20 protein-coding genes are annotated in these 23,088 nt (G+C 60.7%); 13 read left to right on the forward strand and 7 right to left on the reverse strand.

The window, feature by feature from the left end; translation table 11 throughout:
• Positions 1-66: 66 nt before the first annotated feature.
• Positions 67-2,871 carry a DNA polymerase I gene (polA, locus tag CXF97_RS18050; protein WP_101159666.1) on the forward strand — a complete coding sequence of 935 codons (2,805 nt, stop codon included), beginning with the start codon at positions 67-69 and terminating at the stop codon, positions 2,869-2,871.
• 419 nt (positions 2,872-3,290) lie between these two features.
• Here the strand turns inward: polA and yihA are convergent, their stop codons facing one another.
• On the reverse strand, positions 3,291-3,935 hold the full coding sequence (yihA, locus tag CXF97_RS18055) for a ribosome biogenesis GTP-binding protein YihA/YsxC (RefSeq protein WP_039757139.1): 645 nt from the start codon (positions 3,933-3,935) through the stop codon (positions 3,291-3,293).
• Between the two features lie 191 nt (positions 3,936-4,126).
• Between yihA and CXF97_RS18060 the strand changes: the two genes are divergently transcribed.
• From CXF97_RS18060 to CXF97_RS18095, 7 genes are all read left to right on the forward strand, one after another.
• A complete protein-coding gene (locus tag CXF97_RS18060; protein WP_101159667.1) occupies positions 4,127-4,432 on the forward strand; it encodes a cytochrome c5 family protein in 306 nt (101 codons plus the stop codon).
• 30 nt (positions 4,433-4,462) lie between these two features.
• Entirely contained in the window at positions 4,463-5,074 is a 612-nt protein-coding gene (locus tag CXF97_RS18065) for a cytochrome c (protein ID WP_101159668.1), read from the forward strand.
• A gap of 199 nt (positions 5,075-5,273) precedes the next feature.
• Positions 5,274-5,915, forward strand: coding sequence for a thiol:disulfide interchange protein DsbA/DsbL (locus CXF97_RS18075; protein WP_039757142.1), 642 nt, complete (start codon positions 5,274-5,276; stop codon positions 5,913-5,915).
• A gap of 14 nt (positions 5,916-5,929) precedes the next feature.
• Positions 5,930-6,808 (forward strand): endonuclease/exonuclease/phosphatase family protein, encoded by an 879-nt coding sequence (locus tag CXF97_RS18080; protein WP_101159670.1) that lies wholly within the window; start codon positions 5,930-5,932, stop codon positions 6,806-6,808.
• Positions 6,805-8,823 (forward strand): GGDEF domain-containing protein, encoded by a 2,019-nt coding sequence (locus CXF97_RS18085; RefSeq protein WP_101159671.1) that lies wholly within the window; start codon positions 6,805-6,807, stop codon positions 8,821-8,823. The genes CXF97_RS18080 and CXF97_RS18085 overlap by 4 nt, the downstream gene beginning before the upstream one ends.
• Positions 8,824-8,925: 102 nt before the next feature.
• Positions 8,926-9,708, forward strand: coding sequence for an N-acetylmuramoyl-L-alanine amidase (locus tag CXF97_RS18090; RefSeq protein ID WP_101159672.1), 783 nt, complete (start codon positions 8,926-8,928; stop codon positions 9,706-9,708).
• A 75-nt stretch (positions 9,709-9,783) separates the two neighbouring features.
• The gene (locus tag CXF97_RS18095) at positions 9,784-11,397 is read left to right on the forward strand and encodes an EAL domain-containing protein (RefSeq protein WP_178081212.1); all 1,614 of its coding nucleotides are present in this window, start codon (positions 9,784-9,786) and stop codon (positions 11,395-11,397) included.
• Here the strand turns inward: CXF97_RS18095 and CXF97_RS18100 are convergent.
• Both CXF97_RS18100 and algB read right to left on the reverse strand, forming a co-directional pair.
• On the reverse strand, positions 11,394-13,184 hold the full coding sequence (locus tag CXF97_RS18100; protein ID WP_101159674.1) for an ATP-binding protein: 1,791 nt from the start codon (positions 13,182-13,184) through the stop codon (positions 11,394-11,396). The two genes, CXF97_RS18095 and CXF97_RS18100, sit on opposite strands and share 4 nt — an antisense overlap.
• Positions 13,185-13,194: 10 nt before the next feature.
• On the reverse strand, positions 13,195-14,541 hold the full coding sequence (algB, locus tag CXF97_RS18105; RefSeq protein ID WP_039757147.1) for a sigma-54-dependent response regulator transcription factor AlgB: 1,347 nt from the start codon (positions 14,539-14,541) through the stop codon (positions 13,195-13,197).
• 428 nt (positions 14,542-14,969) lie between these two features.
• On the opposite strand from algB, the gene CXF97_RS18110 reads away from it, so the two are divergent.
• From CXF97_RS18110 to CXF97_RS18130, 5 genes are all read left to right on the forward strand, one after another.
• The gene (locus CXF97_RS18110; RefSeq protein ID WP_101159675.1) at positions 14,970-15,254 is read left to right on the forward strand and encodes a hypothetical protein; all 285 of its coding nucleotides are present in this window, start codon (positions 14,970-14,972) and stop codon (positions 15,252-15,254) included.
• Positions 15,255-15,328: 74 nt separating this feature from the next.
• Positions 15,329-15,493, forward strand: a complete 165-nt coding sequence (locus CXF97_RS18115) for a DUF1328 domain-containing protein (protein ID WP_003177151.1) — start codon at positions 15,329-15,331, stop codon at positions 15,491-15,493.
• A gap of 2 nt (positions 15,494-15,495) precedes the next feature.
• A complete protein-coding gene (locus CXF97_RS18120) occupies positions 15,496-15,960 on the forward strand; it encodes an inhibitor of vertebrate lysozyme family protein (protein ID WP_101159676.1) in 465 nt (154 codons plus the stop codon).
• Positions 15,961-16,671: 711 nt separating this feature from the next.
• The gene (gene gltP, locus CXF97_RS18125; protein WP_101159677.1) at positions 16,672-18,003 is read left to right on the forward strand and encodes a glutamate/aspartate:proton symporter GltP; all 1,332 of its coding nucleotides are present in this window, start codon (positions 16,672-16,674) and stop codon (positions 18,001-18,003) included.
• A 217-nt stretch (positions 18,004-18,220) separates the two neighbouring features.
• On the forward strand, positions 18,221-19,450 hold the full coding sequence (locus CXF97_RS18130; RefSeq protein WP_101159678.1) for a nucleoside recognition domain-containing protein: 1,230 nt from the start codon (positions 18,221-18,223) through the stop codon (positions 19,448-19,450).
• Positions 19,451-19,563: 113 nt separating this feature from the next.
• Here CXF97_RS18130 and CXF97_RS18135 read toward each other — a convergent pair whose 3' ends face one another.
• The 4 genes from CXF97_RS18135 to CXF97_RS18150 are packed head-to-tail and all read right to left on the reverse strand — an operon-like array spanning position 19,564 to position 23,072.
• On the reverse strand, positions 19,564-20,187 hold the full coding sequence (locus tag CXF97_RS18135) for an ABC-type transport auxiliary lipoprotein family protein (RefSeq protein ID WP_101159679.1): 624 nt from the start codon (positions 20,185-20,187) through the stop codon (positions 19,564-19,566).
• Entirely contained in the window at positions 20,184-21,122 is a 939-nt protein-coding gene (locus CXF97_RS18140; protein ID WP_101159680.1) for an MlaD family protein, read from the reverse strand. The genes CXF97_RS18135 and CXF97_RS18140 overlap by 4 nt, the downstream gene beginning before the upstream one ends.
• A gap of 1 nt (position 21,123) precedes the next feature.
• Complete coding sequence (locus CXF97_RS18145; RefSeq protein WP_101159681.1) at positions 21,124-21,927, reverse strand: ABC transporter ATP-binding protein; 804 nt, start codon at positions 21,925-21,927, stop codon at positions 21,124-21,126.
• Positions 21,924-23,072, reverse strand: a complete 1,149-nt coding sequence (locus tag CXF97_RS18150) for an ABC transporter permease (protein ID WP_101159682.1) — start codon at positions 23,070-23,072, stop codon at positions 21,924-21,926. Before CXF97_RS18150 ends, CXF97_RS18145 begins: the two co-directional genes overlap by 4 nt.
• Positions 23,073-23,088: the final 16 nt, after the last annotated feature.

Consider the following 23,088-nt stretch of genomic DNA (forward strand, 5'->3'; position numbering starts at 1 on the left):
TGTCCCTTTGTCGTCAACGGTCCCGCTATTCTAGCCCCGGACCCGCCGAAAAGGTTGATCCTGCTCATGAGCCAAGCCCCCCTCGTCCTGGTGGACGGTTCGTCTTACCTGTACCGCGCCTTTCATGCACTGCCACCACTGACCACGTCCAAAGGCCTGCCGACCGGTGCGGTCAAAGGCGTGCTCAACATGCTCAAGAGTCTGCGCAAGCAGTACCCGGACAGCCCGTTCGCCGTGGTGTTCGACGCCAAGGGCGGGACATTTCGCGATGAGATGTACGCCGAATACAAAGCCAACCGCCCGAGCATGCCAGATGACATGCGCGTGCAGATCGAGCCGCTGCACCAGAGCGTGATCGCCCTGGGTTTCCCGCTGCTGTGCGTGGACGGCGTCGAGGCCGACGACGTGATCGGCACCCTCGCCCGCAGCAGCGCGGCGGCGGACCGTCCGGTGATCATCTCCACCGGTGACAAGGACATGGCGCAACTGGTCGACGGCCACATTACCTTGGTCAACACCATGTCCGGTAGTTCGATGGATGTGGAGGGCGTGAAGGAGAAATTCGGCGTCGCTCCGGAGCAGATCATCGATTATCTGGCGCTGATGGGCGATTCGTCCGACAACATTCCGGGCGTTCCCGGCATCGGCCCGAAAACCGCGTCCGGTCTGTTGGTCGGGGTCAATGGCGGCCTGACTGAGCTGTACGCCAACCTCGACATCGTCCCGACCCTGCCGATTCGCGGCGCCAAGACCCTGCCGGCCAAGCTCGAAGAGCACAAGGAAATGGCATTCCTCTCCTACCAATTGGCAACCATCAAGATCGACGTGCCGCTGGATATCGGCCTCGACGATCTGCAGATGGGTCCGGAAGACCCAGCCAAACTGTACGAGCTGTACACCCTGCTGGAATTCAAGAGCTGGCTCAATGATCTGGATCGCGATGCCAAGCGTCTGGAACTGAGCGCGGCAGCCGAGCCTGCGCCCGCGCAGGATCTATTCAGCGCCCCGCCAGCCGAGGCAGCCGCCGCGCCTGCTGAAGCCGCATACGAAACCATCCTCGATCAGGCCCGCTTCGACGTCTGGCTGGAAAAACTGCGCAACGCCAAACTGATCGCCTTCGACACTGAAACCACCGGTATCGACGCGCAGCAGGCGCAACTGGTCGGCCTGTCGTTCGCCGTGCAGGCCAACGAAGCCGCGTACATTCCGCTGACCCACTCCTACATCGGCGTGCCGGAGCAGCTGGATCGCGACACCGTCCTGCGCGCACTCAAGCCGATCCTGGAAGACCCGCACAAGCTCAAGGTCGGTCAGCACGCCAAATTCGACATGAACATCCTGGCCAACTGCGCCATCGGCGGCGATCAAAGTGAAGGCATCAGCGTGCGCGGCGTCGCCTTCGACACGATGCTTGAGTCCTACGTGCTCAACTCCACCGCGACCCGCCACGACATGGACAGCCTCGCGCTGAAATACCTGGACCACACCACGGTGAGCTTCCAGGACATTGCCGGCAAAGGCGCCAAGCAGCTGACCTTCGACCAGATCGCGCTGGAACAGGCCGGGCCGTATGCCGCCGAAGACGCCGACATCACCCTGCGCCTGCATCAGGCGCTGGTAGAAAAACTTAACGCGATCCCGAGCCTGGCCAGCGTGCTGACCGATATCGAGATGCCGCTGGTGCCGGTACTGGCTCGCATCGAGCGTCAGGGCGCCTTCGTCGACGCAGAACTGCTCGGCATCCAGAGCATTGAGCTTGGCAACAAAATGGTCGCGCTGGAGCGTGAGGCCTTCGAGATTGCCGGTGAGGAATTCAACCTCGGCTCGCCGAAGCAACTGGGCGTGATTCTCTATGAAAAGCTCGGCCTGCCGGTGCTGAAGAAAACCGCCAAGGGCCAGCCGTCCACCGCCGAAGAAGTGCTGGCGAAACTCGCCGAAGACGATCACCGCTTGCCGAAGGTGCTGATGGAGCACCGCTCGATGAGCAAGCTGAAAAGCACCTACACCGATCGCCTGCCGGAGCAGATCAACCCGCGCACCGGGCGCATTCACACCTCGTACCATCAGGCCGTGGCCTCCACCGGGCGGCTGTCCTCCAGTGATCCGAACCTGCAGAACATCCCGGTGCGCACCGCTGAAGGCCGGCGCATTCGCCAGGCATTCGTCGCGCCGAAGGGCTACAAACTGCTGGCGGCGGACTACTCGCAAATCGAATTGCGGATCATGGCGCACCTGTCCCGCGACGAAGGCTTGATGAACGCTTTCCGCAACAACCTCGACGTGCACACCGCAACCGCTGCCGAAGTGTTCAAGGTCGAGCTGGATCAAGTGACCTCGGACCAGCGCCGCAGCGCCAAGGCGATCAACTTCGGCCTGATCTACGGCATGGGCGCGCAGAAGCTTGGCAAGGACATTGGCGTCGACACCAAGACCGCCAAGGCTTACATCGATACTTACTTCGCCCGTTATCCAGGCGTCCGTGAATACATGGAACGCACCCGCGCGCAGGCGGCCGATCAGGGTTACGTCGAAACTTTCTTCGGTCGTCGCCTGTACTTGCCGGAGATCAACTCGAACAAGCCACAGGAACGCGCCGCCGCAGAACGCACGGCGATCAACGCGCCGATGCAGGGCACGGCTGCGGACATCATCAAGAAAGCCATGGTCGCTGTGGACGACTGGCTGGCGACGTCAGGGCTGGATGCGCGGGTCATCCTGCAGGTACACGATGAACTGGTGCTGGAGGTTCGCGAGGACCTGGTTGAGCAGGTCAGCGCCGAGATTCGCCTGCACATGAGCGAAGCGGCGAAGCTCGATGTGCCGCTGCTGGTGGAAGTGGGTGTCGGCAACAATTGGGATGAGGCGCACTAAGACTTCAGCGTTGCCGCGACTTGCTGTCGCGGCAAGCCGCGCAGAACGGGCTTAGACCGATAAATGCCTGAAGCTATTCCAAAGCTTTTTGAAAAAAATCTGAACTAATCTGCCGATCCAACACTCAGAGGTACTGAATGGCTGGTGAAGCCCTTCGATGCTCCTATGTTGTGTTAAGTGTTGGCAGATATCTGAACCCCGCCCTAGCGGTTCGGAACTTAAACCCCGGAACTTCTCCCTCCCCAATGAAGTCCGGGGCTTTTTTTGCTAAAAAATCAGCTGTAGCGCGGCCATGCTGCGTTGAAAGCAGGTCTAAAAATGCTCATTTAGGTCCCCTAAAGTCGAGCGCGACCCCGGCCGTTTTAGCCCTACTTTCGCCTTGCCTGGCCACACTACAACCAATTTTTCCCTATTCCGAATTACTCGGCTGCCGCCTCGGCGCCTTTGTCTGCCAGTTCCATCCAGTCGGCCAGTACAGTGTAGGCCTCTTCCAGGCCCATGCGTTTTGGTGCGGAGAACAACTGGATGGTGATCGAGTCGCCCCAGCCTTTGCGGATTTCCGACTGTACTTTCAGCAGAGTATTTTTTGCCGCGCCGTAGGTGAGCTTGTCGGCTTTGGTCAGCAGGATGTGCATCGGCATGCCAGCCGCGACGGCCCAGTCGAGCATCAGCAGGTCGAAGTCGGTCATTGGATGGCGGATGTCCATCATCAGAATCAGACCTTTCAAACTCTCTCGGCCACCGAGGTAAGCCTCGAGGTGGCGCTGCCAGTGTTGCTTGAGCGGGATCGGTACTTTTGCATAACCGTAGCCCGGCAGGTCGACCAGACGGCGATCATCGTCTAGCTTGAAGAAGTTCAATAGCTGTGTGCGACCCGGAGTTTTCGAGGTGCGCGCCAGGCTGGCATGAGTCAGGGTGTTCAGCGCGCTGGATTTGCCGGCGTTGGAACGACCGGCAAACGCCACTTCGAAGCCTTCATCGTCAGGGCATTGATCGACTTTGGCGGCACTGAGCATGAACGTGGACTGTTGGCACAGGCCGAGGATGGGATTCTTGAGTTGCATGGGATTTCCGATGTGGGCGGCGCCGGGATTGGGCGCGGAACGCGGTGTCGCTTCCGTTTCAGTGACGCCAGTATATAATGCCGCAGATTTTGTGTGTGCTTTGTCCCAGCGAAGGATGAAGTTCACGAGAGCGCCAGACTTTGATTGCGCATTAGAACGCAGAACGCTCTCAACCCTGAAAAGGTCGTTTTATGACGAAATGGCTGCTGGCTGCCGGAGTCTTGATGCCGCTTTACAGCGCACAGGCTACACAGGATCCGGAAGCCGTGTACAACCGTGTTTGTGGTGCCTGTCATTCCGGCCAACTACCCATGGCGCCCAAAAGAGGCGATCAGGAAGCTTGGACGCCGAGGTTGGCGAAAGGTATGGGGACGCTGGTGCAACACGTGACCCAGGGTTTCAAGGCGATGCCGCCGCGTGGTTTGTGCATGGACTGCAGTGCCGAGGATTACCAGGCCATCATCCTGTGGATGAGCGAGAGTAAGCCCGGTCCATAACTTAACCCTTAGCCGTAGTTGGATTAGCTGATGAACAAATTGATCGTGAGTCTGCTGTTGACCGTGGGAATTTCAGGCTTCGCCCATGCTGCCGGCGATGCCGCAGCAGGCCAGGCCAAAGCTGCCGTGTGCGGGGCCTGCCATGGCCCGGACGGCAACAGCATGGCGCCGAATTTTCCGAAACTGGCCGGTCAAGGTGAACGTTACCTCGACAAGCAATTGCACGACATCAAGTCGGGCAAGCGCGTGGTGCTGGAGATGACCGGCCTGTTGACCAACCTGAATGATCAGGATCTGGCCGATATTTCCGCCTACTTCGCCAGCCAGAAAGGCAGCGTCGGTGCCGCCGATCCAAAGATCGTCGCTCGCGGTGAAGCTCTGTTCCGTGGCGGCAACCTGGAAAAAGGTCTGCCAGCCTGCACCGGCTGCCATTCGCCAAATGGTGCCGGCAACGCTGCAGCAGGCTTCCCGCATCTGGGTGGCCAGCACGCTCAATACATCGCCAAGCAACTGACCGACTTCCGCAAGGAAGACGGTGGTCGCGCCAATGACGGCGACGCGATGACCATGCGCACCATCGCACGCAAGCTGAGCGATGAAGACATCGCTGCGGTTTCCAGCTACATCCAGGGCCTGCACTGAGGCTCTGATTCGAGGGTTGAACGAGGCGCGCAACGCCTGCCACGTTAACGCTCGATTAATCCTTCGCAGCGAGTATAAAAAGGGTGGCTCAGGCCGCCCTTTTTTGTGGCCGCTGCCGTTACACTACAGCACTCATGCCCGCCAGGATCTGTGTCAAAACAGGTCGAGCGAGGCGACCCAAATTGTTCAGGAGTAAAGCATGCGTAATCTGATCATCAGCGCCGCACTCGTCGCTGCCAGCCTGTTCGGCGTCACCGCCCAGGCCGCTGAAGCCCCTGCCGCCCCTTATGTCGAACTGGCCAATCCGGTGCCGGTGGCAAAGCCTGGCAAGATCGAAGTGGTCGAGCTGTTCTGGTACGGCTGCCCGCATTGCTACGCCTTTGAACCGGTGATCAATCCATGGGTTGAAAAACTGCCATCCGACGTCAATTTCGTACGCATCCCTGCCATGTTCGGTGGTCCATGGGATGCTCATGGCCAAATGTTCCTGACCCTGGAAGCCATGGGTGTCGAACATCAGGTTCACAACGCGGTATTCAACGCGATTCAGAAAGAACACAAGAAGCTCACCGACAAAAACGACATGGCTGACTTCCTCGCCACTCAAGGCGTGGACAAGGACAAGTTCCTCGCCACTTTCGACTCGTTCGCCATCAAGGGTCAGATCGTCAAGGCCCGCGAGCTGGCCAAGAAGTACGAAATCACTGGCGTGCCAACCATGATCGTCAACGGTAAATACCGCTTCGACATCGGCTCCGCCGGTGGTGCCGAGCAGGCACTGAAACTGGCTGACGACCTGGTCGCCAAAGAGCGAGCGGCAACCAAGGCGGCTGCCAACTAAGCGCGGCTTTCGCCATGCGCCGCTGGAAGTCCGAACGCATCGTTGGCCTGCATGATCCGCAGGTCAACGAGCATCACCTGGCGTCTACGGGCCTGCCCGCGGACCAGCGTCTGCGCTTGCTCAGTTTCAACATCCAGGTCGGCATCAGCACCGAGCGCTATCGCCATTACCTGACCCGCAGCTGGCAGCATCTGCTGCCGCACAACGGGCGTTCCGGCAATCTGCAGAAGATCGGTGATCTGCTTGGCGACTTCGATCTGGTCGCTCTGCAGGAGGCCGATGGCGGAAGTCTGCGCTCAGGCTACGTCAATCAGGTCGAACACCTGGCCCACCTCGGCGCCTTTCCCTACTGGTATCAACAACTCAATCGCAACCTCGGCCGACTGGCCCAGCACAGCAATGGCGTGCTCAGTCGCCTCAAGCCGTGGGCGATCGAAGATCATCCGCTGCCCGGCCCGAAAGGTCGCGGCGCGATCCTGCTGCGTTTCGGCGAAGGTCCGCAAGCGCTGGTGGTGGTGATGATGCACCTGGCCCTCGGCGCGCGGACGCGCAGCCTGCAACTGGCCTACATTCGTGACTTGATCAGCGGCTACAAGCATCAAGTGCTGATGGGCGACATGAACACCCATGCCAGCGACTTGCTCGAACATTCGCCGTTACGCGATCTCGGCCTGCTGGCCCCGCAGGTGGAAGCGACCTTCCCCAGCTGGCGCCCACAGCGGTGCCTTGATCATATTCTGCTCAGCCCGACCCTGACTTTGGAAAAGGTCGAGGTACTGGCCCAGCCCATTTCCGATCACCTGCCGGTCGCGGTGGAAATTCGTCTGCCGGGTTCGCTCACGGCCGACGCATTGCCCGCGTTGAGCCCTGCCCCTCGCGGAACCTGTGAATGAGCGACGACGCCCAGCGCTGGAAAGAGAAGTACCTGAAAAGTATCGAGCAGCAGGACAAGCTCGAACGCCGCTGGGCCGCGCGACTCGACCTGCTGCGACGCGGTCTGGTGCGCAGCACGCTGGCGGCCGAAGGCACCGACAAGGCTGTCGATCAGTGCATGAAGGAGATGCGCGAAGTCGTGCGCACCGATGACATGGACGCCGGCCTCGCCGCCCTGCTCCCGCGCCTGGAAAAAGCCGTGCTCGACTCGGAGCAGCGTCGTGAGACCCGTATCGATCAGGTCAGCACCGCGCTGACTGCGCTGGTCACCCAGCTGCAAGCGCTGCCATTGCCGCGCGAAGTTGCGCAGCCGCTGAAGAAATTCGCCAAACAACTGGACAGCCGCGTCGGTCAGGCGCGGGAAATGCCGCTGCTGCTGAGCGAACTCAGTGGCTTGCAGGGCAAGGCCTTGAGTCAGTTGGAGACGCCCGCCGAGCCGGGCCGGCCGGGCTTGTTGCAGCGTCTTTTCGGCAGTCGCGAGCCTGACGAATCCATTGCAGCGCTCGCAGACACTTCAGCCGCACCAGCGCCGCAGCCGGTCGCCACCGCGCAACCTGAACCGGAGCCAGCGCAAATGGCACCGATCGCAGACGCCGAGCCTGCGATTGTTGCGCCCGCCGCGACCGTCGAGGCGCCTGTACAGGACTCGCCCGAAGCGCAAATCGTCGCGTTCGCTACGCCTGTTGTCACCGTCGATGTCGAGCCAATGCCGCTTGAGCCCGCCGCTCCGGCCGCGCCAGACTCAGCTGCGCAACCACTCGTTGCCCAGGCATTCAACCCGGACGAACTGAGCCATCCCGGCGATCCATCGCCGCTGATTCTCGACACTCTGCCCTTGCCCGAGCCGATCGCCCAAGCCTTGGCTGCCATCGACCCGGATCAGTCCGAGCACGACATCCTCTTCGCCCTGCCGGACTCGCCCGAGCCGTCCTACAGCTCCGTGGCCCGGCATATCGAAGACACCTTGATCGGCCTGCTCGACGACCTGACCCTGCCCGAGCGCCACCGGCCGCAAGCCGAAGCCATGCGCGAACGGCTCAAACATGGTCTTAACTGGTACGAATTGCTACCGATCCTCGACGATCTCGCAACCTTGATGCTGGCGATTACCGACAGTGGCCAGCATGAATTCGAAGCCTATCTGCAGCAGCTCAACGAACGCCTCGAAGCGTTTCAGAGCAATCTGCAAGCCGCCAGCGAAGGGCATGCCGACAACAGCTCGGCGGCGCGGGCCATGGACACTCAAATCCGTGAACAGGTCGACGGCTTGCAGAGCAGCGTCCAGCAAGCGGCCGACCTCGATGACCTCAAGCATGTGCTGGAGAATCATCTGGAAGGCCTGCTGGGAACGATGGACCAGCACCAGAAGCAGCGCGACACCCGCGAGCAGGAAGTCGCCGCCAGACTGAAAAGCCTGTCGGAGCGGGTGGCGCATATGGAACAGGAAGCCTTGGGCTTTCGCGAACACCTTGAGGAACAGCGGCAGAAAGCCCTGATCGACCCGCTGACCGGCCTGCCCAACCGCGCGGCGTGGAGTGAACGCCTCGAGCATGAAATCCAGCAATGGCAGCAGCATGGCAATACCTTGAGCCTGGCCATGCTTGACCTCGATCATTTCAAGCGCATCAACGATAATTACGGTCATCTGGCCGGCGATAAAGTCCTCAAAATCATCGCTACGGTACTGCGCAAACGCCTGCGTGGTTCGGACTTCATTGCCCGTTTCGGCGGCGAAGAATTTGTCCTGTTACTGCCAGCAACGCCGCCGGCGGTTGGCGCAAAATTGCTGGAAACCCTGCGCGCAGCGATTGAAGCCTGCCCGTTTCACTTCAAGGGTGAGCGCGTAACCATCACGATTTCCATGGGACTCGCATCGTTCCGAACTGGAGAACATAGCGATCTTGTGCTGAAAAGAGCCGATCAAGCGCTGTATCGAGCGAAAAATGCCGGCCGCAACCGAGTGGAGCTGGGTTGAGGCAATTGTTCCATTTTGTTTAAATTCGCCCGCTGGCGGCCTCAGGTGAAATCCGTACGTTACACTGTTGCATTATCGTCTTCTGCGTACCGTCCTCTGCCTATGAAATTTTTTGCCCTTGTTGCTTCGCTGCTCGTCCTCGCTGGTTGCGCCAGCGGCCCGCGCTACAACACCAGCCATCCGTCAGCCAATTACGACAGTCGCATCCAGTTCGTTGTGGTGCATTACACCTCGGCGTCGCTGGAGCGCTCGCTGCAGCTGCTGACCCACGGCGAGGTCAGCAGCCATTACCTGATCGGCGATGACAAGGGCGGCACGATCTATAAGTTGATGGATGAAAACCAGCGCGCCTGGCACGCCGGCGAGAGTCAGTGGCAGGGCCGGACCTGGTTGAATTCCAGTTCTATCGGCATTGAAATCGTCAATCCCGGCTACAAGGACACCCCGACCGGGCGCCTGTGGTACCCCTACAGCGAAGCGCAAATCCAGTCGCTGATCACGCTGCTCAAGGACATCAGCAAACGCAACGGCATCAGCTCCCGGCACATCATTGGCCACAGCGACATCGCGCCGCTGCGCAAGCTTGATCCCGGGCCGCTGTTCCCGTGGAAGCGTCTGGCTGATGAAGGGCTGGGGCTGTGGCCGAACGAGCAAGCGGTGGCACGTCAGCAGGCAGTATTCGATAGCAGCCCGTTGCCGGAGATCGGCTGGTTCCAGGCGCAACTCGCGCGTCTGGGTTATGACACGCCGCAAACCGGTGAGCTGGACGTCGCCACGCGCCATGTCCTCGCCGCGTTCCAGATGCATTACCGCCCTGCCCGCTTCGACGGCACGCCGGATGCGCAAACTGCAGCACTTCTTCTGGTGCTCAACCAGACAAAATAATGACGCCCGCCCGACGGTCAGGGCGAAATCGTAATCAGCAGCTATAACTCATGGTAATTCTTCGGAAATCCCTTGATGGCTGCAACCCGAGAGACGCTGCGTAGCTGGTTTTATCGCCCTGTTTTTTTGGCGATGATTGCGGCTGTCCTCAGTGCCAGTCTGTTGATTGCCGGCGGTATGTTCGCGGCGATGCGCCAGATGGAAATGCGCGAGAGTCAGGAGATGAACGCCCAGGGCGAGCGCTTTCTCGCCCGTCTCGAACAATTGTTCGGCCAGTTGCGCGAAAGCCTCGACGATCTCGAAGCCCAGCCCTTGCGCGGCTGCGACGAGGAAATGATCGCGACGTTGCAGCAAGTCACCTTCAACTACCGCTTCGTCTATGAAGCCGCATACATGGACGCCTCGCGGTTCTGCTCCAATCGCCCGCATCAGGAAGGCCTGTCATTGAATCGCGCGCCGGACATCCAGGGCCCGACCTACAGTTATTGGCTGAACACCACGACCGAACCGGATGAAAACCGCGCGGCGCTGATGCTCGGCCGCGGCAATTTTCGCGTCGCTACCTCACGCGGGCATTTGACCGACATGGTCGATCTGTCGCCCGGCAGCAGCCTGCTGGTGGTGCTCAATCACGGCACTCGTGCCATCCCGGTGCTGGGCACTGAACAGGCCTGGCCGCCGACCGAACCCTGGCCACCGAAAAGCCGTGATGCCCTGCAAGTGACGCAGACGCGGCTGATTTACCGTATGCCCACCGACAATCCGGAATATCAGCTGGTGCTCATTACGCCGCGCACTGGCATGCATGTCCCGGCTGTGTGGTGGTGGCTGTTGCCGGTGTGCCTGATTGCCGGGGCCATCGTCGGTTTCCTGACCTTCCTGCTGGTGCGCCAGCGCCAGTCCCTGGATGCCGAGCTGCACGGAGCGATCCGCCGGGGTGAGCTGCAGGTGCTGTATCAACCGATCTTCGACCTCGACAGCCGCAACTGCGTTGGTGCCGAAGCCTTGCTGCGCTGGCGCCGCCCGGACGGCACCCTGACCAGCCCCGACCTGTTCATTCCAATGGCGGAGAACACCGGACAAATCCGCCAGATGACGGACTTCGTGCTGCAGCGCCTGCTTGAGCAGTTGGGCCAGTTACTGCGCGCCAATCCGCAGCTGTACATTTCGGTGAACCTCGCCGCCTGCGATGTCATGGTGCCGCGCATCGGCCAGGTGATGGCGCGCCTGCTGGCGCTGCACCGTGTCGCCGCGCGGCAGATTGCCTTCGAAGTCACTGAACGCGGCCTCATCGATGTGGTGGTGGCGAGGGAAAATCTGCAAGCCCTGCGCGATGTCGGCCATCAAGTGCTGATCGATGATTTCGGCACGGGCTATTGCAGCCTCGCCTACCTGCAGACCCTGCCGGTGGACTGCCTGAAGATCGACAAGGCCTTTATCGATGCGCTGGGCCATGACGCGGCGAGCAGCGGCGTCGCGCCACACATCATTCACATGGCGCAGGCGCTGGATCTGAAAGTGATTGCCGAAGGCATCGAGCTGGAATCCCAAGCGACATTGCTCAGCAGTGAGGGCGTCAAATTCGGACAGGGCTGGTTGTTCGCCCATGCGCTGAGCGCCGTGCAATTCATCGAACTGATCACTCGCGGCAGACGCCTCGCCGGACGGCGTATGGACGACGAAGCTTAAACCGCCAGCGCCATGTAGAACTGCGTGCCCTGCCCCGGCCGCGAATAAACACCCATGCGCCCGCCGTGCAACTGGACGATTTCCTTGCACAGCGCCAGCCCGAGACCGGCGCCGCCCTTCTTGCGTCCGACCTGCACGAACGGCTCGAAGATCCGCCCCTGCTGACCGTAGGCAATGCCTTCGCCATTGTCTTCGACGCTGATGATCACCCGCTCGCCATGGCGGCGCGCCTGCAGACGGATTTGCCCGTCGCGGGCGGTGTGGCGCAGCGCATTGTCGATGAGGTTGTCGAGGACGCGGTCGAGTTGCGCCTGATCGGCCTGCAATCTCGGCAATGGCCCTTGAATCTCGACATTCAGCGCTACACCTTTGGCCACCGCCGCGTCGGCAAAACGCAGTTGCGCCTGCTCCAGCAAGTCTTCGATGGAGCATGGCGCCAGGGTGAGTTTTTGCAGACCGTTCTGGTAGCGCGAGAAATTGAGCAAGTCATTGATCAACTGCATCAGGCGCTGCATTTCTTCGTTGACCGTATCCAGCAGGTCAGCCTCGCGCGACTCCGCCGGGAATTTCGCCCGCTCGCGAAACAACCCGAAGGCCATGTGCATGCCCGTCACCGGCGTGCGCAGCTCATGGGAAGCGCGCAAAACAAATTCGCTACGGACGCGCTCGAACGCGCGTTGTTCGGTGACATCGTGCAGCACCATGACCGCGCCGAGAATATGTCCCTGGGTGTGGCTGACCGGCGTCAGGCTGTAGGTCAGCAGACGCGACTCGCCGTCGACTTCGATGCTGAGATCTTCTGGCGCCCGCTCCAGCGTGCCGCCGCGCAGGACCAATTGCAGTTGTGCATCCAGCTCCGGACGACCGAGTGCAGTGCCCAGGCCCTGGCCGAGTCGGTCGTCTTCCCAGCCCAACTGGCGCTGAGCCACCGGGTTGAGGTGTTCGAGCTGGCCCTGGCGATCAATCATCAACAAACCGTCGTCGATACTGTCGAGCACCGCTTGCAAGCGCTGCTGACCGGCCAACAGTTCGTCGACATTCATCGCCTGGTGTTCGCGCAATGCCTCGGCCATCAGGCCGAAGCGCCGCGACAACAGATTCACTTCCATGGCCGTGGAAATCGGCAGGGTCACGTCATAGTTGCCCTGGCCGATGTTGTCGGCAGCTTTGGCCAGCGCTTCGATAGGCGCGCCGAAACGTCGGGCGATGCCTTGAGCGGTGACGAAACCGATGATCAGTACCGCCAGCCCGACCAGGCCAAGCAGCCCGGCAATCAGCAAGGCGCGTTCGCGGGCAGCGTGCTGAACCGCGTTGATGGTTTCCAGCGCGTGTTTGTGCTCAGCGATCAAACCATTACGAAGAATATTGAAGCGCTCGCGGAAATCCGCGCTGGTGCTGGCGTTCCTGGCCGCTTCGGCAGTCACATCGAACGAGGCAAGGAAGTGCAGGTAATCGGCCTTGGCCTGGCGGAAACCGTAAGGCTGGTCATCGCCCTCCTGCTGCTGGGCGATGCCCTGATCGAGCAGCTCGAAATAGTGTTGCTTGGACGCTTCGAACGCAACGGGATCGGGTTTTTCCGCGAGCATGATGATCAATTGATCGCCAAGGGTCTGGCGCAGCTTGAGTCCCAGATCCAGCGTGACGAAATTGCTGCGTACCAGCGCTTCCTGGGACCCGGCCATCTGCATCACGCTGACCAGCCCGAGCAGAAGTCCAAGCAAGGCCACAGTGATCAACGCAGAGATGCTCAGGAACAGGCGCGTACGCAGCTTGATCGCCAGTTTCATCGCGCACTGCTCACAGGTTGTACTGCTTGCGTTTGCGATACAGGGTCGAGGCGTCGATGCCGAGGGTTTTCGCCGCCTGGTCCAGGGTGCCGGCGGTGGCCAGCACCGCGCCAATGTGCGCTTTCTCCAGTTCATCCAGGCTCAGCGCCGCGCCAACCCGTGGCGCGTTGTTGGCCGGTTGTTCGGCCATACCAAGGTGGCTGATTTCTACGCGTTCCTGCGGGCAGATGATGCTGGCCCGCTCGACCACGTTGCGCAGTTCACGAATGTTGCCCGGCCAGCGATAGCCGAGCAGCGCTTCGCGCGCCTCATCGCTGAAGCCGCGCGCCGGGCGTGCGTACTCTTTGACGAAACGTGCGAGGAAGCGATCGGCGAGGGTCAGGATGTCTTCGGCGCGCTCGCGCAATGGCGGCAGGTGCAAAGTGATGACGTTGAGGCGATAGAGCAGGTCTTCACGGAAACGGCCGTCGCGAACCATGTCTTCGAGGTTGAGGTTGGTGGCGGCGAGGATGCGCACATCGGCGCGGCGAGTCACCGGATCGCCTACCCGCTCGTATTCCTTGTCCTGGATGAAGCGCAGCAACTTTGGTTGCAGGGTCAGAGGAAAGTCGCCGATCTCGTCGAGAAACAGCGTACCGCCGTCCGCCTGGTTGACCCGACCCAAGGTGCTTTCACTGGCACCGGTGAACGCGCCACGGCTGTGACCGAACAGCTCGCTTTCCATCAGCTCGGCAGTCAGCGACGGACAGTTGATAGTGACGCAGGACTTCTTCTCGCGTTTGCTCCAGCCGTGGATCGCACGGGCCAATTCGCCTTTACCGGTGCCGGATTCGCCGAGGATCAGAATGTTGGCGTCAGTGCTCGCCACCTGACGGGCCGTCTCCAGCACGACTTTCATCGCCGGGCTGTGGGAATCGAGCCCGTCTTTTGGTTTGCGGATCTCGCCTTCGAGCGCTTCAAGACGCGCGGAGAGCTGGCGCACTTCCAATTGTTTGGCGGTGGCCAGACGCAATTGGTCGGGGCTGCATGGCTTGACCAGATAGTCGGCGGCACCCGCCTGGATGGCATCAACAGCGGTGTCGACCGCCGAATGGGCGGTGACGATCACCACGCGCATCCACGGCGCCTGAATGCGCATTTGCGCGAGGACGTCGAGACCGTTGTCCTCGCCCAGACGCAAATCGAGGAAGCACAGATCGAAGACCTGACGTTGCAGCAGCGCTTCGGCCTGAGCTGCACTGTTGGCCGTGGCTACCGTATAGCCTTCATCTTCGAGGCAATAACGAAACGTACGCAGGATGGCGGATTCATCGTCCACCAGCAGAATGCGGCCTTGTTGCTCAGTGGCAGATTCCATTTTTCCTACGCTCCATAGTGATTAGTCTTGGGTTAGTCCCGGAAAAATCGGGCAAGTTGCATGGTTGATTCTGAACGATACCAGCCATAGGAGGGTAGCTCTCTACTGCCATAACGGCCAATTCATTGATTTCGTTGAGTTTTAAAACATTTTGCGTTTTGCAGGGCAGATCCTGCGTCCTCTTCTGACATCCGCGTACCGGTAGCAATTCCATATCATCGAAATTTCCCACGAAATAATCGTGCATTGCGCACGACCGCAGAAGAGCCATCGTGCAGGATGCGTCGCAGTAAATTTCTCATACGCATACAAACCATTGTTTTTATTGGGTTTTTTAGACTTTAAAAAACTGGCATGCAGACTGCAATACCTCACTCAGCCCGGGCAGAACAGCACTGCCCCAACCGAACAAGCGTGAGGAACACAGGATGACTCGCCCAATCGCCGCCCAAGTAGGTATTTCGCCACTGCAGATCCAGCAGGGTCTGTTCGGTGTACTGGCGTTGTTGATCACCCTGATCGTCTGCCAGCAGTACATGAGCTGGGAAAACAGCCGTAAACCCGAGCCACTGATTTCGATGCAGCACAGCACGCAAAAGCACTTCAGTGCCGTGAGCAGCAGCCAGGCCGAAAACGCTTCGATGCACATGATCGATGTCGACCAGGCGCAACCGCTGGATCAACTGCCTCGCGAAGAACGCTGGGTTTTCTAACCCGCTGAATACATTCGGACGCGCAGCGTCGGAAACCGCAAACACCCCTAAATAGAGAAGTAAGGAGAATCACCATGTTGAGCTGGGCAATTACATTCTTGATCATTGCCATCATCGCCGCCGTTCTGGGCTTCGGTGGTATCGCGGGCACCGCCACGGGTATCGCCAAGATTCTCTTTGTCGTGTTCCTGGTGATGTTCATCGCTTCCTTCTTCTTTGGCCGTCGCGGCCGAGGTTAACGATGATCGGTCTCAAGACATTGGCCGCCGCCCTGCTTCTGGGCGGCAGTGCCATGGCCATGGCGGCCAATGACGGCCAGACCCGGGTCAATGAACTGCTCGCCTCCGACGCGCAGTACCGTGAAACCTGGGAAGGCGTGATCAAAAAGGAAGAGCGCGTACCGGAATGGGTGATCAACCTGTCCGGCACCTCCGAGCAACAGATGCATGCCGTTACGGAAGATGGCGATCAATATCTGGTCGGCCCGCTCTGCGAGAGTCAGGACAAGTGCCTGAATCACCGTTTGATCGTTGCCTTCAGCTTCGACAAGGATGACGCCTACGCCATGCTGGTCGATGTGCCGGAAGGTCTGCCGCAGGACAAGTCGCCGACGCGACATGCGACCTATCGCTTCTTCGGCAAACCTGATGAGGGCATGCAGGATCTGCTGATGGAAACCCTGAAGAAAGATCCGAAGTGGTACTGATGCAGGACGCACAAGGTTTTTGAACACGAAAGCAGCGCCCGCTGCTTTTCATTGCGCCACCCGACGAGGGCGGTGCATGACCAGGGGGCCGGGACGTTCTGATTGATGCAGGGTCGGAGTGACCTACGGGTACAGGGAGTACCTGCGCAAGGGCCGGGTCAGGGTAAAAGCTGCGCCGCAGGTTCGTCGACCCCAGAGTCTGACGAACCTGCGCTGGGCTTTGAACCAGCTCGAATGTTGATCCAGCACGCCAATCCCTTCTCTTAATCGCCCACACTGCGCGCAAAATTGTTTGCGGCGTTTGCGGTGACCGTATATCGACAAAGATCGCGCTCGATCCGTGTGACTTCTAGTCTTGCGATTCAGACTTTTTCCACAAATTTCTGCCGAATTCGCCTGTGAAAAATCCATTCGGCCTACGCTGTAATGGCCGGTTCACGGCGCTTATGCCGGCTTAAATGTCACAATCGAACCGCTTGGGACGCCAGTTTCAATTGAAAAAGCTCATGCCGATTCGGCATAGGGTAGGCGTTTACGGCATTAGACGGCGCCATCTTGCATCGGAATAGTTGCGCCTTTTTTCGCCTGCCGAAGAGCCGTAATTACGCGATTCGGGGCACCTTATACGGAGGCAGATGCACAGACTTTTCCGCTGACCAGCGTTCCAGTTCCTGCATGTGCCTGAGTCAAACGCAAGTAAGGGTAAAGATAATGAAGAAGGCAAAAATCAGCCTCGCCTGGCAGATCCTCATCGGTCTGGTTCTGGGGATTGCACTGGGTGCGTTGCTCAACCACTTCAGCGCCGAGAAGGCCTGGTGGATCAGCAACGTCCTGCAACCGGCAGGCGATATCTTTATCCGTCTGATCAAGATGATCGTGATCCCGATCGTCATTTCCTCGCTGATCGTCGGCATCGCCGGCGTCGGGGACGCCAAGAAGCTCGGGCGTATCGGCCTCAAAACCATCATCTATTTCGAGATTGTCACCACCATCGCCATCGTGGTCGGCCTGGTGCTGGCCAACGTGTTCCATCCGGGCACCGGCATCGACATGAGCACCCTGGGCACGGTGGATATCTCCAAGTACCAGGCAACCGCCGCCGAAGTGCAGCATGAACATGCGTTCATCGAAACCATCCTCAACCTGATCCCGTCGAACATCTTCGCGGCCATGGCCCGCGGTGAAATGCTGCCGATCATCTTCTTCTCCGTACTGTTCGGTCTGGGCCTGTCGAGCCTGCAGTCGGACCTGCGCGAGCCGCTGGTGAAGATGTTCCAGGGCGTCTCGGAAAGCATGTTCAAAGTCACCCACATGATCATGAACTACGCCCCGATCGGCGTATTCGCACTGATCGCGGTGACCGTTGCCAACTTCGGCTTTGCGTCCCTCGTGCCGCTGGCAAAACTGGTGATTCTGGTTTACGTGGCCATCGCTTTCTTCGCCTTCGTGGTGCTGGGCCTGATCGCCAGGCTGTTCGGCTTCTCGGTGCTCAAGCTGATGCGCATCTTCAAGGATGAGCTGGTGCTGGCCTACTCCACCGCCTCCTCGGAAACCGTACTGCCACGGGTGATCGAGAAGATGGAAGCCTACGGCGCGCCGAAAGCGATCTGCAGCTTCGTGGTGCCAACCGGTTACTCGTTCAACCTCGACGGCTCGACCCTGTATCAGTCGATCGCGGCGATCTTCATTGCCCAGCTGTATGGCATCGACCTGTCGATCAGCCAGCAACTGCTGCTGGTGTTGACGCTGATGGTCACCTCCAAAGGTATCGCCGGCGTACCGGGCGTGTCTTTCGTGGTGCTGCTGGCCACTTTGGGCAGCGTTGGCATCCCGCTGGAAGGCCTGGCGTTCATCGCCGGTGTCGATCGGATCATGGACATGGCACGTACCGCATTGAACGTGATTGGTAACGCCTTGGCGGTGCTGGTCATCGCACGCTGGGAAGGCATGTACGACGACGCCAAGGGCCAGCGCTACTGGAACTCCCTGCCGCACTGGCGCAGCAAGGAAAAACTGCCGGCTGGCGAGATTTCCAAGAACTGATGCAAAACCCTGTAGGAGCTGCCGAAGGCCGCGATCTGTTGATCTTGCTGTTAAAAAATAAAATCAAAAGATCGCAGCCTCCGGCAGCTCCTACAGGAAATCAATGCCAGCCCATAACCGGGCGCTGGCAGACCCAGACAAACCCCGGAGCAATCCGGGGTTTGTCGTTTCTGGCGACCCCGTTATCATTCGCCGCATTCTTCGGGGGATTTGACTGATGCTTAATGGCCTGTGGCTTGGCTTCTTCATCGTGGCAGCCGTGTCGGCGCTGGCGCAGTGGCTGATCGGCGGCAACGCCGGGATCTTCGCGGCGATGGTGGAAAGCATTTTCGCCATGGCCAAGCTCTCGGTCGAAGTCATGGTGCTGCTGTTCGGCACCCTCACCTTATGGCTGGGCTTTCTGCGCATTGCCGAAAAGGCCGGCATCGTCGAGTGGCTGGCCAAGGTCCTCGGCCCGCTGTTCCTGCGGCTGATGCCCGAAGTCCCCGCCGGCCACCCTGCCCTTGGCCTGATCACGCTGAACTTTGCCGCCAACGGTCTGGGCCTGGACAATGCCGCCACGCCGATCGGCCTGAAAGCCATGAAAGCGCTGCAGGAGCTCAACCCCAGCGCCACCATCGCCAGTAACGCGCAGATCCTGTTTCTGGTGCTCAACGCCTCGTCGCTGACCCTGCTGCCCGTGACCATCTTCATGTACCGCGCCCAGCAAGGCGCGCCGGATCCGACGCTGGTGTTCCTGCCGATCCTGCTGGCGACCAGTTGCTCGACCATCGTCGGTTTCCTCTCCGTGGCCTTCATGCAGCGTTTGCGCATCTGGGACCCGGTGGTGCTGGCCTATCTGGTCCCCGGCGCGCTGCTCCTCGGCGGCTTCATGGCCCTGCTCGGCACGCTTTCCGCGACAGCGCTGGCGGGATTGTCGTCGATCCTCGGCAATCTCACGCTGTTCGGCTTGATCATGCTGTTTCTGCTGATCGGCGCGCTGCGCAAGGTCAAGGTCTACGAGGCATTCGTCGAAGGCGCGAAAGAAGGCTTCGATGTGGCGAAGAACCTGCTGCCGTATCTGGTGGCGATGCTTTGCGCAGTGGGTGTATTGCGCGCCTCTGGTGCGCTGGACTTCGGCCTGGACGGTATTCGGCATCTGGTCGAGTGGGCCGGTTGGGACACGCGCTTCGTCGATGCGCTGCCGACAGCGATGGTCAAACCGTTCTCCGGCAGCGCCGCGCGGGCGATGCTCATCGAGACGATGCAGACTTCCGGCGTCGACAGCTTCCCCGCGCTGGTCGCGGCGACGGTGCAGGGCAGTACCGAAACCACGTTCTACGTGCTGGCGGTGTACTTCGGCGCGGTGGGGATTCAGCGCGCGCGGCACGCGGTGGGATGTGCGTTGCTGGCGGAGTTTGCCGGGGTAGTAGGTGCGATCGCAGTCTGCTACTGGTTCTTTGGCTAAGCAAAATTTCCATTGTGGGAGTGGGCTTGCTCGCGAAGGCGGCGTGTCCGTCACATAGCGTTGCCTGACGCTCCGCCTTCGCGAGCAAGCCCGCTCCCACAGGTTGTAGGGGATCAGCGGGACTGTGGCGCTAATGTCTGGCCTTGTTCGACCGCCCAAGCGACGACTTCGGCCGTAAGCCGATCACTGGCCTGCCCAAACCCGGCGACCACCGCCGGCACCTGCACATCGCTCAACGGCTGGCGTTCTTCAAAACGGCGGCTGGCGAGGATGCGTTGGTCGTACCCGCGCACCAGCAACGCATCGACCCGCACCACAACGCCGGCCTGCGCGCCCTGATATTCGGTCTGAAAGGCCTGCAAACTGCCGCCCAGTTCCAGATCTGCCTGAAAATTGCTGTCGTCCGTGCTCAAGAGCGTCACGCGACCATCCCGCGCAAAACCGTCGAGCAAGCGATTGCGCAGCAGCACCGGCGCCGGATCGCTCCAGCGCGAGCCCTTGTAGCTGCTGATCACATCGCCCTGCGGGATAACGGCAATGCTCGGCCGGTTCAGCGCTTCGCTGGCCTGCAATTTATTCAGCCGCAACGACCACGACTGCGTCAGCGCATTGGCCGAGGCGGGCGCTGGCGCGGCGGGCAGGCGATAGACGTCCGAGGGTTCCGATTTGGGCAAGATCGAGCACGCGCCGATCAGGGTCAGGCCAGCGCCGAGCAGGGCGATTCGAGTCAGCTTCATGGGGTGAATTCCTTGTTCTTGTCGCTGCCCAGCAGGTAGCCGCTGGGGTTGGCCTCGAGGCGTTGGGAAATGGCGCGCAGTGAGGTCAGCGTCTCGCGCAGTTCGCGAATCGCCGGGGCCAGGCCGTTGAGGCCCTGCATGCCGTTATCCAGCGAATGCTGGTTTTTGCTGAGCAGGCCATTGATGGTCACGCTACTTTGCTCCAGCGACTTCATCGCCTGCTCGGCGCTGCCCAACGCCTGCTTGCCCTGATCGTTGAGCAAGCCGTTCGCGTTGCGCATCAGCAGCGAGGTCTGTTCGAGCATGCTGCCGGCCTGCTTGCCGACCGTCGCCAGTTGCTGCATGGCTTGTTTGATATCGCCGCGCTGGTCGTTGATGGTGCCGGTGGTCTGTTCGAGATGGGCGAGGGTCTTGCTCACGCGCTCGACGTTCTCGGCGGAGAACATGTGATTGGCGTTTTGCAGCAAGGCACTGATGCCGGTCATCAAATCGCTGCTGTCGTTGAGCAGGCGCGAGATAGGCGAGGGCGAGGCGATCAGCGTCGGCAGACTGCCGTCATGGCCGCGCAGTTTCGGGCTCTCGGGCGTGCCGCCGCTGAGCTGGATGATCGAGGTGCCGGTGATGCCGGTCAGCGCCAGTTTGGCCTGGGTGTCTTCCTTGACCGGCGTGTCGCCCGCCAGACGAATCCGCGCCAGCACCCGGCGCGGGTCCTGCGGGTCGAGGCGCAGGCTGACCACATCGCCGACCTTGATCCCGCTGTACTGCACCGAACTGCCCTTGGACAAACCGCTGACCGCCTCGTTGAACACCACTTCGTAATCCTTGAACTCGGTGTCGACGCTGGACTTGGCCAGAAACAGGCCGAAGAGCAGGGCGCCGGCCACGACGATCACCGTGAACAGGCCGATCAACACATGATGGGCTCGGGTTTCCATGTCAGACCTCGTTGAGCAGTTTGGCGGCGTCCAGCGCCGAGCGGCCACGCGGGCCGTGGAAGTATTCGTGAATCCACGCGTCGTCGGTTTCCGAGACCTCGTCGATGGGCCCGGCAACCAGTACCTTTTTCTGCGCCAGCACCGCTACCCGGTCGGTGATGGTGTACAACGTGTCGAGGTCGTGGGTCACCAGAAACACGCTGAGGCCGAGCGCATCGCGCAGGGTCAGGATCAATTGATCGAACTGCGCCGCGCCAATCGGATCGAGGCCGGCAGTGGGTTCGTCGAGAAACAGAATGTCCGGATCCAGTGCCAGGGCGCGGGCCAATGCCGCGCGCTTGATCATGCCGCCGGACAGCGACGCCGGGTACTTGTCCGCCGCCGACAACGGCAGCCCGGCCAGCGCCAGCTTCACCGCTGCCAGATGCTCGGCGTCGTGGCGACTGAGGCCGGCGTGTTCGATCAGGGGCAGGGCGACGTTTTCGGTAACGGTCAGCGAGGAAAACAGCGCGCCTTTCTGAAACAACACACCGAAGCGCCTTTCGATCAGCGAGCGTTCATGCTCGGGCAGATTCGGCAGGTTCTGGCCGAAGACCTTGACCATGCCTTCGCTGGGCCGATTCAGCCCGACGATGCTGCGCAGCAGCACCGACTTGCCGGTGCCGGAGCCACCGACCACGGCGAGGATTTCGCCTTTGTACACGTCCAGATCAAGGTTCTCGTGCACGCTCTGCGGGCCGAAGCGATTGCACAGGCCACGGACCTCGATCACCGCCTCCGAGGGCGCGCGGGGTAAACGACTCACCAGCCCATCTCCATGAAAAACAGCGCAGCCACCGCGTCGAGCACGATCACCACGAAAATTGACTGCACCACGCTGGAAGTGGTGTGCGCACCGACCGACTCGGCGCTGCCGCTGACCTTGAAACCTTCCAGGCAACCGATCGCCGCGATCAGGAAAGCGAAAATCGGCGCTTTCACCATGCCGACCAGAAAGTGCTGTACACCGATGTCCGATTGCAGCAGCGAGAGGAACATCGCCGGCGAGATGTCCAGCGACACCGCGCAGACCACACCGCCGCCAACAATCCCCGAGAGCATCGCCAGAAAGGTCAGCATGGGCAGCGCCACCAGCAGCGCCAGCACCCGTGGCACCACCAGCAGCTCCATCGGGTCGAGACCGAGGGTGCGGATGGCGTCGATTTCTTCGTTGGCTTTCATCGAGCCGATCTGCGCGGTGAACGCGCTGGCGGTGCGCCCGGCCATCAGGATCGCCGTCAGCAACACGGCGAATTCGCGCAGGAACGAGAAGCCGACCAGATCCACGGTAAAAATTGTCGCGCCGAAACTGGCCAGCACCGTGGCGCCGAGAAACGCCACCACCGCGCCGACCAGAAACGTCAGCAGGGCCACGATTGGCGCGGCGTCGAGGCCGGTCTGCTCGATGTGCGCGATCATCGGCGTGATGCGCCAGCGCCTGGGCCGAAACAGGCCACGGGCGATGACTTCGAGAATCAGCCCGACGAAGCCGAGCAGCTGCGTTGTGTCGCTCCAGACTTTATCCACCGCGCGGCCGATGCGCGTCAGCAGTTGCACGCTGACGCTGACTTCCGGCTCTTTGATCGGCACGCAGAAATCGCTCAGCGAGCGGTACACGGTTTGCAGCAAGGCGCGGTCGGCCGTCGAAAGGGTGCAATCGGGGTGTTCGGCAGACTTGCCCAGCCGTTCGGAACCGAGCAGTTCGACCAGCAACGAGGCGCCGGCGGTGTCGAGAGCGCCGAGGCCGTTCAGGTCGATCGGGGTACTGGCGTCGTATTGACCGTGGAGCTTTTCACTCAGGTGCTTGAGCGCCGTGTAATGGGCCAGCGTCCAGTCGCCGGTGACCCGCAGGCGAGCAGGACTGAGCGCGGTGTCCAGGTGGGCACTGCCGGGGGTTGGGCTGCTGGTCATAAGCTCCGTGCTTGTA

The sequence above is a fragment of the Pseudomonas sp. Choline-02u-1 genome, from assembly GCF_002836515.1.
Lineage (GTDB): Bacteria > Pseudomonadota > Gammaproteobacteria > Pseudomonadales > Pseudomonadaceae > Aquipseudomonas.

What these genes read in the sequence shown, in the direction of transcription:
- polA (WP_101159666.1), top strand. Translation starts at nt 67, where the DNA reads ATGAGCCAAGCCCCCCTCGTCCTGGTGGACGGTTCGTCTTACCTGTAC.
- yihA (WP_039757139.1), bottom strand. Translation starts at nt 3,935, where the DNA reads ATGCAACTCAAGAATCCCATCCTCGGCCTGTGCCAACAGTCCACGTTC.
- CXF97_RS18060 (WP_101159667.1), top strand. Translation starts at nt 4,127, where the DNA reads ATGACGAAATGGCTGCTGGCTGCCGGAGTCTTGATGCCGCTTTACAGC.
- CXF97_RS18065 (WP_101159668.1), top strand. Translation starts at nt 4,463, where the DNA reads ATGAACAAATTGATCGTGAGTCTGCTGTTGACCGTGGGAATTTCAGGC.
- CXF97_RS18075 (WP_039757142.1), top strand. Translation starts at nt 5,274, where the DNA reads ATGCGTAATCTGATCATCAGCGCCGCACTCGTCGCTGCCAGCCTGTTC.
- CXF97_RS18080 (WP_101159670.1), top strand. Translation starts at nt 5,930, where the DNA reads ATGCGCCGCTGGAAGTCCGAACGCATCGTTGGCCTGCATGATCCGCAG.
- CXF97_RS18085 (WP_101159671.1), top strand. Translation starts at nt 6,805, where the DNA reads ATGAGCGACGACGCCCAGCGCTGGAAAGAGAAGTACCTGAAAAGTATC.
- CXF97_RS18090 (WP_101159672.1), top strand. Translation starts at nt 8,926, where the DNA reads ATGAAATTTTTTGCCCTTGTTGCTTCGCTGCTCGTCCTCGCTGGTTGC.
- CXF97_RS18095 (WP_178081212.1), top strand. Translation starts at nt 9,784, where the DNA reads ATGGCTGCAACCCGAGAGACGCTGCGTAGCTGGTTTTATCGCCCTGTT.
- CXF97_RS18100 (WP_101159674.1), bottom strand. Translation starts at nt 13,184, where the DNA reads ATGAAACTGGCGATCAAGCTGCGTACGCGCCTGTTCCTGAGCATCTCT.
- algB (WP_039757147.1), bottom strand. Translation starts at nt 14,541, where the DNA reads ATGGAATCTGCCACTGAGCAACAAGGCCGCATTCTGCTGGTGGACGAT.
- CXF97_RS18110 (WP_101159675.1), top strand. Translation starts at nt 14,970, where the DNA reads ATGACTCGCCCAATCGCCGCCCAAGTAGGTATTTCGCCACTGCAGATC.
- CXF97_RS18115 (WP_003177151.1), top strand. Translation starts at nt 15,329, where the DNA reads ATGTTGAGCTGGGCAATTACATTCTTGATCATTGCCATCATCGCCGCC.
- CXF97_RS18120 (WP_101159676.1), top strand. Translation starts at nt 15,496, where the DNA reads ATGATCGGTCTCAAGACATTGGCCGCCGCCCTGCTTCTGGGCGGCAGT.
- gltP (WP_101159677.1), top strand. Translation starts at nt 16,672, where the DNA reads ATGAAGAAGGCAAAAATCAGCCTCGCCTGGCAGATCCTCATCGGTCTG.
- CXF97_RS18130 (WP_101159678.1), top strand. Translation starts at nt 18,221, where the DNA reads ATGCTTAATGGCCTGTGGCTTGGCTTCTTCATCGTGGCAGCCGTGTCG.
- CXF97_RS18135 (WP_101159679.1), bottom strand. Translation starts at nt 20,187, where the DNA reads ATGAAGCTGACTCGAATCGCCCTGCTCGGCGCTGGCCTGACCCTGATC.
- CXF97_RS18140 (WP_101159680.1), bottom strand. Translation starts at nt 21,122, where the DNA reads ATGGAAACCCGAGCCCATCATGTGTTGATCGGCCTGTTCACGGTGATC.
- CXF97_RS18150 (WP_101159682.1), bottom strand. Translation starts at nt 23,072, where the DNA reads ATGACCAGCAGCCCAACCCCCGGCAGTGCCCACCTGGACACCGCGCTC.